Consider the following 12,704-nt stretch of genomic DNA (forward strand, 5'->3'; position numbering starts at 1 on the left):
AGCCATAAGACTAGGTGTTTGGTCCCGAAGAGTAATGGTCTATCTTACGAACCATTATCGGAGTATGACCCATGGCTCAGATTCTTCATAAACGCGCCACGACCACGCACGCCATCCGAGCAGAAATACAGCGATCGACGGATTCGATCGCGACGCTGAGCCGCCGCTACGGCATCAACCCCAAGACGGTGCGCAAGTGGCGCAACCGGGATACTGTCGAAGATACCCGGATGGGGCCCAGCGCCCCACGTTCCGCGTCATTGACGCCTCTAGAGGAGGCAGCTGCCGTCACCTTCCGGCAGAAGACCCTGTTACCACTCGATGACTGCCTTCATGCGCTTCAGCGAGAGATCCCTTCGCTCACCCGGTCAAGTCTGCACCGGCTTTACCAGCGACATGGCATCAATCGGTTACCCAGGGCTGGCGACCAGAAGCGCGAGAAGAAGCCGTTCAAGCGTTACCCAATCGGCTACCTGCACATCGATATTAGCGAAGTCCGCACCGGTGAGGGCAAGGCCTACCTGTTCGTCGCTGTAGATCGCACATCCAAGTTCGTCCATGCACAGCTATACCGGAAGATGACGAGGCAGATCGCCGCTGATTTCCTCGAAGAGACGCTGAAAATGCTACCTTACCGTGCCCACACTGTGCTGACAGATAACGGGGTGCAGTTTACGAAGAAGGCTGGGACAGAGGCCTATAAGCCGCATATCTTCGATGTGGTCTGCTACCGACACGGAATAGAGCACCGGCTGACGAAGCCCTTCCATCCTTGGACAAACGGGCAGGTGGAGCGGATGAATCGCACCATCAAGGAGGCGACGACTCGGGCGTTCCATTACACCTCGCTGGAGCAGTTGCAGTCCCATCTAAAAGACTATCTATGGGCTTATAACAGTGCCCGACCACTCAGAGCGCTCAAGGGCAAGACACCGATTGGATTTATCCTTGAGCAATGGCAAAAAGAGCCTGAGAGATTTTATAATGACCCGAACCACTTCTTTACGGGACCAAACAACTAGGCTTTGTACGAAAAGTCTTATCTGCTAACTTTTCCTATGCAATAGCAGCATAGGGGAAAACGATGGTCGGACGTTACGAGATATCTGATGACGGTTGGGCACAGATTGAAGATATCGTCTCGCCTCCTCAAACCATGGGCAGGCCCAGACGCGATGACCGGCAAGTGCTCAATGGTATTTTCTGGATATTATGCTCGGGTGCCAAGTGGCGCGATTTACCTGAACGATATGGCCCCTGGTCTACCGCCTATGAACGTTTTCGCCAGTGGCGCGATGATGGCACTTTCGAGGCCATCTTGGCCCGCCTGCAGCTTCGGTTGCGTGAAGATGGGCTTATGGACTTGGATACATGGATGATTGATGCCACCTCAGTTCGAGCGACACGTGCTGCCGCGGGTGGCACTAAAAAGGGGGCTCGAAAGAACCGGTAGATCATGCGCTTGGCCGTAGCCGCGGCGGCTTTACCACCAAAATTCACTTGGTATGTGACCGGCACGGCTGGCCTTTGAGCTTCACTTTGTCACCCGGCCAACAAGCAGATTCTCGACACTTCATCTCTACCTTAGAAAGGATTCATCTGCCAGGTAGAACGGGGCGGCCCCGTAAGCGTAGTCGCTACATCGTGGCGGATAAAGGCTATGACAGCGATGAGCTACGCCACTATTGTGACAGGCACGGTATGAAGCCCGTGATAGCTCAACGTGATATGCATCGAAGAGCCCGTCCTGGATTACCAAGACGGTTTGATAAACATAAATATCGGCAACGCAATGCAGTAGAGCGCTGCTTTGGTTGGCTGAAAGAGTTACGCCGAATCGCCACACGATATGAAAAGTTAGCCAGTAGCTTTAGAGCGATGGTATGCGTCGCGTGCATCGACCGTTGCTTGCGAGCCAACTTTTCGTACAAAACCTAACAAAATAGTGATAAGCGCTTTTAACGATCGGCCGCTATTTAATGTATTCAAGCGTCAGATGATACCGTCCATGATTAACCGGATACCTAGCAAGATCAGTAGGCAAAGGATCACCCTGAAAAATAGCTCACCATCGATGCGTTTCTGAATAACCAATCCCAACTTAACCCCCAACCACGCAACCGGCATCAGTAGTAGCGCTGTCGTCAGGTTATCGATATTCACCAAGCCCAGCAGGGTATAGGGAACCAGCTTGACCAAATTTGTAATCGCCAGAAACACCACTGCTGTACCCAGAAACTGCTGTTTCGTCAGTTGGCATTGCAACAAGTAAAAGTTAAGCGGCGGACCACCCGCGTGGGCAATAAAGCTGGTAAACCCTGCCATCCCACCACTCAGGCGACCAACCCAAGCAGGCAGCCGCTTTCCACGTAGCGGTTTAAATAGCCCCCATAGACCAAACAGCACTGAAAAAATACCCAACAGTAGCTTCAGGAGTGCTTCGTCAAACCAGCCATAGGTGAAATAACCTACTCCAACACCCAATATCGCAGGTGGAAACATCAACCACAATAAACGATCAACCCGCTGTCGCCACCACGCTTTTAGGCTAAAGATATCCATCACAATTAGCAGGGGTAGCATCACCGCCACCGCAAATGTTGGGCTCGCTTTTAACGAGATCAACGGCACGGCTACAACACCCACCCCACCAGCAAATCCTGACTTGGAAATACCGGTGAGCAGCACTGCAATAATCATTAGCGCCACAAATACCCAGTCGACAACCATTCGAAAGCCTCAGTAATAGTGAGCCGCGGCTCCTCTCGTAAAGAGCGAAAAAGGGGGCCATGACAGTCACGGCCCCCTTTCGTTGGGTCAGCAAGAAAGCGTTCGCTATGTGTTTTTTATATGACGTTGCACACTTCATCGAAGGAGAAGCGATCACCACGGGGAAACAATGCGCTGGCATCGCCATAGCCTAAGTTACACAGGAAGTTGCTCTTCACTTTACCGTCAGGGAAGAACTCTTCATCCACGGCCGCATTGTTGAATCCAGACATGGGGCCTGCATCCAGGCCAAGTGCACGCGCCGCTAAAATGAGATAGCCGCCCTGAATGGAGCTATTGCGGAACGCTGTGGAGTGAATAAAGTCCGGCTTACCTTCGAATAATGACTTGGCATCCTTGTTATGGGCAAACATACGCGGCAAGTGCTCATAAAACTCGGTATCAAAACCAATCACAGCCACCACCGGGGCTTTCATGGTCTTCTCCTGGTTGCCCGGTAACAGCGCTGGCTTCAGGCGCTCTTTTGCAGCATCGGTGGTCAGAAAAATAATCCGCGACGGCTGGCAATTCATGGACGTGGGGCCGAAATGCATTAGGTTATACAGTTCGCGCAGGGTGTCTTCACTTACCTCACGATCCTGCCAAACGTTATGAGTACGTGCTTCAGTAAACAGAGTTGCAATAGCTTTTTGATCAATCGTCGTCATGTCATTTCCTCTTTCGGTTTAACCAGCTCAGTTCGAGCCGGACGTTCAGGGTAAGACGCTCAGGCCGTCTTTAAGCCGAAGTCGTAATGAAAGTAGCGGTAAGGTGTTTCCATCTGCCGGCCATCGGGTGCCTGCCCCGTTGGCTGCTGAGTAAACTCCTTGACCAGTGAATCTTTCACGCCAAATACCGCATCGGAATCGAGATAAGGGTCATCCTCAGCGAAGATTTGAGTGACCAAGGTTTCGTACCCCGGTGCCATCAACATGAAATGCACATGGGCGGGTCGATAAGGATGACGCCCAGTAATTTCGAGCATTTTGCCGACCGGCCCGTCAGTCGGAATTGGATAAGGCGAAGGCGTCACCGTCCAGAAGGCGTAATGCCCCTGGCTGTCCGTGTGAAAACGAGCGCGTAGCGAGGCACTTTCAAGCTCAGGCTTTTGGACGTCATAAAAACCTTCACTGTCTGACTGCCAGACATCAATAGTGACATTCGCCAAGGGCTTGCCCAGGGCATCGTGCACGTTACCCTCGATGAATAACGGCTCACCTTCCACGCCCCAGTTAATGGCGTCGCCTTGGTTGGCTTGGGGAGGGTTTTCAACATAAAAAGGGCCCAACACCGTGCTTTCGGTAATCTTGGGATCACTGCTTGCGTGGTTGATCGCATCCACGAGCATGGTCACCCCAAGGGTGTCAGACAACAGGATGAACTCCTGGCGTTCGTCGTCACACATTTGCCCCGCTCGGGTGAGAAACTCAATCGCCTGGATCCACTCTTTCTCGGTGGGCTTCACCTCGCGCAAATAGGCATGCAGGTGTTTTACCAGGCCATTAAGCAGCGTTTTAAGCCGTTCATCTTCACAGCTGGAAAATTCATCAATTACCGCCGCGGTAATGTTGTCGGTGGTTAAGTTACGCATGCGTTTGCCCTCCCTGCTGTGCTGACACAGGTTCACCTAGTCCTGAAAGGCGCTCGGTATGATGTACAGTGGCGATGTAGTCATCATCGCCATGCCCCGTGGCGATGAGCGCGGTATAGGCTTCGCGCATTTGCGCTGCCAGCGGCGTAGACACCCCAGAGCCGTGGGCACAATCGAGTATCAAATCAAGATCTTTGGCCATCTGGGCAGCCGAAAACGTCGAGGTAAAATCGCGCTCTAAAAGTGGTGGTACCTTGTACTTCACCATCGGCGAACCCACCGCGCTGTCAGAGATAAGCTCTAACATGGCGTCCCATTCAATGTTGCCTTTGCGCGCCAGGGTCAGGGCTTCACTCATCATCCCGGCACTTACGGCAATCATCAGGTTGATCGCCAGTTTAGCCACTCGGGCCTGCTCTTCATCACCCAGCCAGTACTGCGCCTTGGTAAAGGCGTCAAACACAGGCTTAGCCGTAGCCAACGCATCCCGCGGGCCAGACACCATCGCAGACAGCGTGCCAGCCTCTGCTGCCACCGGATTACCTGAGACGGGGCTGCGTAGATATTCAATACCCCGGGCCTTTGCCGCTTCAGCGACGCGGGTCGAGGCTTCAACACTCACCGTACTCGTCTCAATCAAGATACTGCCAGGTATCATGTGGCGAACTAGTTCGCCGGATTCTAGACACAGATTGATCAACGCACGGTCATCAGGGATAGAGACAAACACCATGCCGCAGTCAGCCACCGCACTGGCAAGCTGTTGATGGGGCGTAACCCCTATTTTTTCAGCGAGGGCGAGGCGTTCAGCCGAAAGGTCAAACCCATGAACGGCAGTTCCTGATTGAATAATCCTGGCGGCCATAGGTAAGCCCAACTTACCCAAACCTACCCAAGCCACTTTTGAGGGCGAATGGTTCGTCGTAGAAATGGTTGTCATGAGGTTGCCTCCTGTGTCGATTGCGTTTCACGCGCCAGCAACTCGGCGTGAATTCGGTGGCCAGACTTGGCAAGCTCAGCAATTCCCTTTTCGGTCTCTATCAACAGACGGCCGCCACGTTTTTTGAACTGCCCCGCCACCATGACGCTGTCGACGTTAGCAAGGCTCGTTTGCATAACGACCGTCGAAACGGGGTCGTTAACCGGCTGCATATTGAGCTGGTTGCTATCCAGCAGCACCAAGTCAGCCTGTTTGCCTGGGGTCAAGCTGCCAATGCGGTCGTCAAGCCCGAGGGCTTTTGCCCCATCCAGTGTGATCCAGCCCAGCGCTTCACGGGTGGTAATGGTCGAAGTGTCAGGGATCTTGCCCTGCTCACGGCGCGAGGCATCGTTATCCAGGGCACGCTGCATCCCCAGGGCGGCACGGGCTACGCTGAACATGTCACCAGAAAGCACGGACTCAAGGTCTACCCCGAGTGAGACCAGGCCGCCGTGTTGACGCACCAGCCCGGTCACTGGAAAGCCATGGCCTTGGGTCATCTCATTTTCCGGTGCCACTGAAAACGTCACGCCACTGGCGCAGAACCGAGACATCTGGCCCTCATCCAGGCTCTGGCCATGAACAATGTTAATGTCGGGGCCCAGCAGACCGCGTGCTTCCACCTCGTCCCAAGCGCCGGGTGCCACGGCTTCGCCGCCGCCCTGATGCATCGAGGCAACCAGGCCAAACTCTTTGGCCAGGGCGAAGTCTTGCAGAGTGACGTCCAGGGTTGAGTAATGAGGCCCCAGAATCGCCATCCCCAGGGTGACCAAACCATCAGGATCAGACAGCTCGCCACCCAGCAGCCGCTCAATCTCATGGCGCGGATGTGGGATTTCACTAAAGTGCGGCTGTCCTGGCTTGGGGTCGGGCTTGGGCGAGCCGTGCATAAACAGCGCGCGAATGCCTGACTCCTTTAATCCCCAAATGGCAGCGTCTGTATGTTCGGGGGTGGGGTTGTTATGGCACCAGTCGCCCAGCGTGGTGGTACCGCAGTTAAGCTGATTAATCGCCCCCATGCGGGTGGCAATGTAAATATCATTTGGCGTGAATAGTGCTGCCAATCCACGGTGTACATGACGAAAATACTCAAGCAGCGTCCAGTTAGCGGCAACGCCACGTAGGCCTGTCTGCCAGGTATGCATATGGGCATTCACCAGCCCAGGAATAAGGATGCCGCCGCCACAGTCAATGACCTCGGCCCCCTGCGCGTTGGGGTCTGTTTTCAGCTCATGACCCACTGCAACAATCCTGTCATCCTCGATCAGTATCTGCCCGTTGCTTAACTCGCCCAGCTGCGGATCCATGGTTACCACGGAAGCATTGATAAACAGGGTCTTCATTGAGCCTCCCCACTATCAGCGTTAGGCCGACGACCTGCCTGGGCATTGCTCAGTAACTGGTGAATTCCCGTGGCTTCTATCTCGCGTGGGTTCCAGTATGGGTTCTGGATGGCAATATCAGTGGCACGTTCAACATCTGCTTCCGTAAAACCAAGCTCAGCAAGCCCACTAGGGGCTCCTACCGCGCGGCCTAAATCAAACAAGCCAGCCGCCGCATCGTCGCAGCCCAGTGCACGACGAATACGAGCCATCGCACCGGGCACCGCAGGCGCGTTATAAGCCAGCGCATGAGGCAGCACAATGGTGTGCGTCTCTGCATGGGGCAAGTTGAAGGAGCCACCCAAGGTATGGCAAAGCTTGTGGTGCAACGACATGCCCACTGACCCAAGGCAAGTGCCACACAGCCAAGCGCCATACAGCGCATCAGAACGAGCCTCAGCATGGGTAGGGTCGCTGGCAATCACGGGTAAACTTCTCGCTAACGCTGCGATGCCTTCCTCTGCCATTAGCGCGATCACCGGGTTGCAGTCGCGGGCATAAAGCGCTTCTACCGCATGGGCAATCGCGTTAATGCCACTAGTCCCCGACATCACAGCGGGAAGTGTTAAGGTAAGATCAACGTCGTAAATCACCGTTTCCGGCAATACTTCAAGGGTGCGCTGAGTGGCCTTGATACCATCGCGGGTCTCCCCCAGGATCGGCGTCATTTCGGAGCCGGCATAGGTGGTGGGAATAGCGATCTGAGGTAAGCCAGTGCGCAATGCAATGGCTTTACCCAACCCAATGGTCGAGCCTCCGCCAATGGCAACCGTGCAATCCACGTTAAGCTCTTTCACCACCTGCAAGGCGTGCTCGGTCACCTCGACCGGCGTATGCATGACGGCGTCAGCGTAAAGGCCAGCCCCCTTCTTACCCAACTGCTCTAGTACGCGGCTTGCCTGCTCGTGCTGCTGGGGCGTTGCCAACACCAGAGCGCGCGAGCAGCCGAGATGCTCAATCTCTTCACTTAGTTGCGAGAGAGTGCCCCGCCCAAACACCACGCGAGATGGACGGCCATCATAAACAAAAGGTTGCATGGAACATTCCTTATACGTTTGAAGTGGTCTGTATGCGCACTTTGCAGAGCGCACCAGTCGCTACGCGGCGAACTAGCTCGCCTGCGCCGGCTTACCCATCCCAGTAATCGCTTGCACTAGCTCGTCCTCGCTAACGTTGTCACCATCAAACTCAGCGGTAACGCGGCCGTCATACATAGCGATAATCCGGTTACTCAGGCCAAGCACTTCAGGCATCTCCGAAGAAATCACCAACACGGCGTAGCCAGATTTGGCTAAGTCTTTAACCAAGGTGTGAATTTCCGATTTGGATCCAACATCAATACCCCGGGTAGGCTCATCCAGAATGAGTAATTTAGGATGCGTATGCAGCCACTTGCCGATGACGATCTTCTGCTGATTCCCGCCACTTAAATTGCCTACCTTCTGGCGCCAGCTGGGCGTTTTTATTTTCATTGCTTGGTGATATTTGTCGTAAACTTCGCGCTCTTTCGAACTCGTCATAAAACCCAGTGACGACACGCTAGACAGACTTGCCAGCGTCATGTTGTCACGACAGTTCATCCCCAAAATCAGCCCTTGATCCTTGCGATCTTCTGGAACTAGAGCAACACCATTGACGACTGCATCATGGGAATTACGAAAACGCACCACCTCGCCATGCAGCACGACCTCGCCAGCAGAAGGCGTTCGTAATCCGAAGATTGTTTCTGCCACTTCAGAGCGTCCCGCGCCTACCAGGCCATACATGCCGACGATCTCACCCTTGCGAACGTTAAAGCTGACATTCTCAAATACTCGCTTCACTGAGAGGTTGCGCACTTCCAGCAGGTTGTCGCCGAAATCACTGGGTTTACTGGCATGATCAAGCTCCAAACTGCGGCCGATCATCATGCGGGTAATCTCGTCTTCGTTAGTATCCGCTGTATTGACGGTGCCCGTGTACTCGCCGTCTCGTAGTACGGAAATACGATGAGAGAGGTGGAAAATCTCATCCATGCGGTGGGAGATATAAACAATCCCCACGCCTTGCTCGCAAAGCGAATTAATCACGTCGTAAAGCACTGGTTTTTCGTGGTCAGTGAGCGATGCCGTAGGCTCATCAAACACCACAACTCGCGGGGTAAACGCTAGCGCACGACCAATCTCCACCATCTGTTTTTTAGCAATCGACAGCGATCCCACTATGTCATCGTGTTGAAAACCGCACTTGAGCGTCTCAAGAATCTTATTGGTATCCTCGCGCAGCTTGCGCCAGTCCACACGGTTGAACGGCTTTCTTGGCAGACTGCCCAGAAAGATGTTTTCGGCCACCGTCATTTCAGATACCAACGACTGCTCCTGATGGATAAGAACTACCCCTGCACGCTTGGCATGTTTAGGATTTTCGAAGGCCATCTCTTCACCACCGAGGGTGATCTTGCCCTCACTCGCTTGGTGCTTACCGGCCAGTACTTTCATCAAGGTCGATTTACCCGCGCCGTTCTCCCCCAGCAAGGCATGCACCTCGCCGGGGCGAACGTCGAAATCCACGTTGTTGAGTGCCACCACACCGGGGAATCGCTTGGTAATGCCTGTGAGCTCAAGTATCGGCTCGGCATCAACCGGACGACGTGACTGAATGGGAGAATTCATATCCGCACCTCCTTGGTTGAGGGCGCATTGAGTTTCTTGTCGATAATCAATACCGATATGAGAATCGCGCCTAGAATCACCAGCACATAAAAAGCGGGCACCTGCATTAAGTTCATACCGTTACGCAGGATGCCGATGGCAAGTACACCGCCTAGGGTGCCGACAATGCTGCCGTAGCCACCGGTCAGCTTGGTTCCACCTAAAACAACAGCGGTAATCACCCAAAGCTCGTAGTCACGTCCCAAATTCGGTGTCGCGGCCCCCATTTGACTGGCTAGCATCACGCCCGCCAGGGCAGCAAAGAAGCCAACAATAATGAAATTGATCATCATATGGCGCCCCAACCGAATACCTGCATCAATCGAGGCTTCTGGGTTTCCGCCTACTGCAAAGGTGTTACGTCCATGACCGGTTCGCGTTAGCACTAGATGCATGATCAAAGTGCAAGTCAGGAAGATGACTGCCAATACTGGAAAAGGCCCGATAGTGCTGGTACCAAAATCTGAGAAGGCAAAATTCAGCGCATAAAACGACTGCTCACCGGTGTATAGGAAGATCAGCCCCCTTATGCCCAGCATGGCCCCTAGCGTCACGATGAAAGCATTTACACCAGTTTTCCATACAATTAGGCCATTGATCGCGCCCAGCAATATCCCCGACCCAAGTGCCGCGAGAATCGCCAGTGTCATACTGATCTCTTGCAAACCTACCGCAAGCGAAGCGGCGAGCCCCAATATCGCTCCCACCGATAAATCGATGTTGCCGTTGATCATCACTAGCGTCATGCCCAATGCGATCAAGCCGATGGTGGAGGTCTGTACCAAAATGTTGGTGACGTTGCCGAACGAGAGGAAGTACTCCGACATCAAGCTGAAGAAAATAAAGAGAGCGATGACAAACACCCAGATTGGCTGGATACTTGTTCTGCCACGGAAGAACCCTTTAATTGAAGTCATGTTGCATTCCTCCGCGTTATGAGTGGGTCGTGAACAAGCTCTTACGCTTGTTAGCGAGATCCAGCCATACGGCCAGAATGATAATTACCCAGGTCACGATCCACTGGATGTAATAGGGGTAGCCCATCAACAGCAGCCCATTCTGGATAAAGCCCAAGATCAGCACGCCCACCACGGTTTTCCAGATACTGCCAGCGCCGCCCAGTAAGCTAGTGCCACCGAGGATGATGCCGGCCAGTACCAGCAGCTCATAACCTTGGCCAACATTGTTTTGCGAGCCCATCACCCGGGAACCAAGTACAAGTGCCGCACATGCCACACAGAACGCTGAAATGAGATAGGTACTGAACACGCACCAGTTCTTACGAATACCGGAGTAAACAGCGGCCATCGGATTGCCACCTACAGCGAAGATGCGTCGTCCGTATCCGGTATAGCTCATCACCACTTGCACCAAAATGGCCAGCAAACCAAACAGCAGGATAGGAACTGCAATCCCCCCCCAAATAGCCGCGTCCAAAGAAGGCGAACCACGTTCCCTCTTGGTCGGCGATGTCCACGTTTTGACCACCGCTATAAATCAGCACAAACCCCTGAATCGCTGACAACATAGCCAACGTCACAATGAGCGAATTAAGACGTAGAAAGCCGATCAAAATGCCATTCACAGCACCGATCATCAGCGTTAATGCAAACATCATGAGAATCGCATTGGTGGGGCCAATCTTGTCGTGTAAATCCACCACCAGCACTGTAGAGAACGACAGCATCGACCCCACGGAAAGATCCAGATTGCCGCCAATGATCACCACCGTGACACCGACTGCGATGATGCCAATAATCGAAGCTTGGCGAACCACGGTCATAATGTTCGACTGGGAGAGGAACTGCTCAGAAAATAACGAAAAAACGAACATACCGAGCAGGAAAAAAATGAGAATTCCCTGAGCCGATAGAAAACTCATTACACCTGCCTTGCTAAGCTTTCCTTTCGGCAGACTGGATTTGGATTGTTCTGCGGAAGCCATGCTAATCACCTGTATAAAATCACTTGGAAAGACCGGTTAGCGCAATGGGCAAACAAATTGCCATTGACGCTTTCCGCGCACTCCATGCGCAGGAACCCCTGCTTTCAGGCGCATGCTGTATCCCGGAAACTGCACACTAAAGGCAGTAATTCCGGGCAGCATGCCTTACCTCAGAAAACGGGGCGGTCGAACTCGCTGAGATTTTCAGCAGTGATTTTGGGGGTATCGAAGAAATTCATCTTCGGCAGGTCTTCTCCCGCCAGAACATCCAGTGCTGTCTGCAGAGCAGCTTCAGCATCATCTACGGGAGACTGATAAATAGAACCGTAATACTCACCACGCTCAATCGCATCGTAGCCAACGGCGAAGTTAGTGGCGCCGATAAAAATAATTTCATCAGCTCGGTCAGCGCCTTTAGCCGCATTCAGAGCGCCAACACCCATGTTGTCGTCGCCAGAATAAACGCCGTCAATGCGGTCATATTTGGTCAAAAAATCTTCCATAACCCGCTGGGCACGTTCACGGTTCCAGTTGCCTGGTTGCGTTTCCATCAGCTCAACACCGGGGCACGCTTCGGCTAGACGATCTTCAAATCCCTTTGCACGCTCCATAGCAGTGGTATAGCCAGGCTGGCCAGCAATTTGCACGATCTGCCCTTCTCCACCTAGGGCGTCGCACATCATCTCGGCAGAGGAAATGCCTTGCTGTACGTTATCAGGCCCAGAGAAGGCAGCGATGTACTCTAGCCCCGCTTCAGCAATTTTAGAGTTAGTGACGACCACCGGAATGCCGGCATTATGTGCTTGGCGTATAGCGGGAATAACCGCCTGTCCGTTGGTCGGCCAAATAATGATGGCATCAACTCGTTGCTGAATGAGATCCTGCATCTGCCCGATCTGACGAGCGACATCACCACCGGCATCTAGCACCACGATATCGACGTTGCCTGCCTCTTCAGCGGCAGCTTCAAACGCGCTTTCATAGGTTGTTTGATAGCTATCAACCCCCACATTGTTCTGAGTAATACCAATGCGATAAGTATCTTCGGCCTGGGCCGTAGTGATCGACGTCATAATGACCGAAGCGGCAATAGCGGTTTTCTTGAACATTGCGTTTCTCCTAACGTTTTTTAGTAATTGTTCTTCAGCCTGCGGGCTATGCAAGCCTGGATTTGGAGCTTACTGCTACGCTTAGATTCGGCACAACGCGGCCGAAGTAGAGAAATGACCAAATTGGTTTTTTTATGTGTTTCGTTCATAACAAAGATGGAGATTGTATGGTCAGTAATCTCTTCAGAAATCCTGAATGGCTATGAGTACAAAGCTCCAATAAGTTGATTACATGAAGT

The 12,704-nt window shown here is 53.1% G+C and carries 13 protein-coding genes; 2 read left to right on the top strand and 11 right to left on the bottom strand.

The features are described 5' to 3' along the window. The first annotated feature begins 71 nt into the window (after positions 1–71). Positions 72–1,022, top strand: coding sequence for an IS481 family transposase (locus tag ACWI0H_RS10925; RefSeq protein ID WP_485873457.1), 951 nt, complete (start codon positions 72–74; stop codon positions 1,020–1,022). A 62-nt stretch (positions 1,023–1,084) separates the two neighbouring features. After that, positions 1,085–1,938 (top strand): IS5 family transposase gene (locus ACWI0H_RS10930; protein WP_485873458.1). Its coding sequence is split into 2 segments (ribosomal slippage): positions 1,085–1,427 and positions 1,427–1,938, totalling 855 coding nucleotides; the frame shifts between segments, so codons are not numbered across the junction. 54 nt (positions 1,939–1,992) lie between these two features. Here the strand turns inward: ACWI0H_RS10930 and ACWI0H_RS10935 are convergent. The 11 genes from ACWI0H_RS10935 to ACWI0H_RS10985 all read right to left on the bottom strand — a co-directional run bounded on the left by ACWI0H_RS10935 (position 1,993) and on the right by ACWI0H_RS10985 (position 12,465). Then, positions 1,993–2,730: a sulfite exporter TauE/SafE family protein gene (locus tag ACWI0H_RS10935; RefSeq protein WP_133732459.1), complete on the bottom strand. Its 738-nt coding sequence runs from the start codon at positions 2,728–2,730 to the stop codon at positions 1,993–1,995. A gap of 116 nt (positions 2,731–2,846) precedes the next feature. Then, positions 2,847–3,437 (bottom strand): malonic semialdehyde reductase, encoded by a 591-nt coding sequence (locus tag ACWI0H_RS10940; RefSeq protein WP_223289214.1) that lies wholly within the window; start codon positions 3,435–3,437, stop codon positions 2,847–2,849. Positions 3,438–3,496: 59 nt separating this feature from the next. Next, a complete protein-coding gene (locus ACWI0H_RS10945) occupies positions 3,497–4,360 on the bottom strand; it encodes an intradiol ring-cleavage dioxygenase (protein WP_133732457.1) in 864 nt (287 codons plus the stop codon). Further along, positions 4,353–5,300: an NAD(P)-dependent oxidoreductase gene (locus ACWI0H_RS10950; protein ID WP_485873459.1), complete on the bottom strand. Its 948-nt coding sequence runs from the start codon at positions 5,298–5,300 to the stop codon at positions 4,353–4,355. Before ACWI0H_RS10950 ends, ACWI0H_RS10945 begins: the two co-directional genes overlap by 8 nt. After that, positions 5,297–6,682, bottom strand: coding sequence for an amidohydrolase family protein (locus tag ACWI0H_RS10955; protein ID WP_223289217.1), 1,386 nt, complete (start codon positions 6,680–6,682; stop codon positions 5,297–5,299). The genes ACWI0H_RS10950 and ACWI0H_RS10955 overlap by 4 nt, the downstream gene beginning before the upstream one ends. Beyond that, positions 6,679–7,758 carry a maleylacetate reductase gene (locus tag ACWI0H_RS10960; RefSeq protein WP_485873460.1) on the bottom strand — a complete coding sequence of 360 codons (1,080 nt, stop codon included), beginning with the start codon at positions 7,756–7,758 and terminating at the stop codon, positions 6,679–6,681. The genes ACWI0H_RS10955 and ACWI0H_RS10960 overlap by 4 nt, the downstream gene beginning before the upstream one ends. A gap of 72 nt (positions 7,759–7,830) precedes the next feature. Beyond that, positions 7,831–9,372: a sugar ABC transporter ATP-binding protein gene (locus ACWI0H_RS10965; RefSeq protein WP_485873461.1), complete on the bottom strand. Its 1,542-nt coding sequence runs from the start codon at positions 9,370–9,372 to the stop codon at positions 7,831–7,833. Next, on the bottom strand, positions 9,369–10,328 hold the full coding sequence (locus tag ACWI0H_RS10970; RefSeq protein ID WP_227405171.1) for an ABC transporter permease: 960 nt from the start codon (positions 10,326–10,328) through the stop codon (positions 9,369–9,371). Before ACWI0H_RS10970 ends, ACWI0H_RS10965 begins: the two co-directional genes overlap by 4 nt. Before the next feature lie 16 nt (positions 10,329–10,344). Beyond that, on the bottom strand, positions 10,345–10,809 hold the full coding sequence (locus ACWI0H_RS10975) for an ABC transporter permease (RefSeq protein WP_485876208.1): 465 nt from the start codon (positions 10,807–10,809) through the stop codon (positions 10,345–10,347). Then, entirely contained in the window at positions 10,691–11,356 is a 666-nt protein-coding gene (locus ACWI0H_RS10980) for an ABC transporter permease (protein WP_485873462.1), read from the bottom strand. Before ACWI0H_RS10980 ends, ACWI0H_RS10975 begins: the two co-directional genes overlap by 119 nt. 170 nt (positions 11,357–11,526) lie before the next feature. Then, on the bottom strand, positions 11,527–12,465 hold the full coding sequence (locus tag ACWI0H_RS10985) for a sugar ABC transporter substrate-binding protein (RefSeq protein ID WP_280111912.1): 939 nt from the start codon (positions 12,463–12,465) through the stop codon (positions 11,527–11,529). Positions 12,466–12,704: the final 239 nt, after the last annotated feature.

The organism is Halomonas sp. NYA30, assembly GCF_976980765.1.

Excerpts from the sequence above, each read along its gene's own strand:
- ACWI0H_RS10980 (WP_485873462.1), bottom strand. The coding sequence starts at position 11,356 with ATGGCTTCCGCAGAACAATCCAAATCCAGTCTGCCGAAAGGAAAGCTT.
- ACWI0H_RS10950 (WP_485873459.1), bottom strand. The coding sequence starts at position 5,300 with ATGACAACCATTTCTACGACGAACCATTCGCCCTCAAAAGTGGCTTGG.
- ACWI0H_RS10945 (WP_133732457.1), bottom strand. The coding sequence starts at position 4,360 with ATGCGTAACTTAACCACCGACAACATTACCGCGGCGGTAATTGATGAA.
- ACWI0H_RS10925 (WP_485873457.1), top strand. The coding sequence starts at position 72 with ATGGCTCAGATTCTTCATAAACGCGCCACGACCACGCACGCCATCCGA.
- ACWI0H_RS10955 (WP_223289217.1), bottom strand. The coding sequence starts at position 6,682 with ATGAAGACCCTGTTTATCAATGCTTCCGTGGTAACCATGGATCCGCAG.
- ACWI0H_RS10940 (WP_223289214.1), bottom strand. The coding sequence starts at position 3,437 with ATGACGACGATTGATCAAAAAGCTATTGCAACTCTGTTTACTGAAGCA.
- ACWI0H_RS10960 (WP_485873460.1), bottom strand. The coding sequence starts at position 7,758 with ATGCAACCTTTTGTTTATGATGGCCGTCCATCTCGCGTGGTGTTTGGG.
- ACWI0H_RS10935 (WP_133732459.1), bottom strand. The coding sequence starts at position 2,730 with ATGGTTGTCGACTGGGTATTTGTGGCGCTAATGATTATTGCAGTGCTG.
- ACWI0H_RS10965 (WP_485873461.1), bottom strand. The coding sequence starts at position 9,372 with ATGAATTCTCCCATTCAGTCACGTCGTCCGGTTGATGCCGAGCCGATA.
- ACWI0H_RS10970 (WP_227405171.1), bottom strand. The coding sequence starts at position 10,328 with ATGACTTCAATTAAAGGGTTCTTCCGTGGCAGAACAAGTATCCAGCCA.
- ACWI0H_RS10985 (WP_280111912.1), bottom strand. The coding sequence starts at position 12,465 with ATGTTCAAGAAAACCGCTATTGCCGCTTCGGTCATTATGACGTCGATC.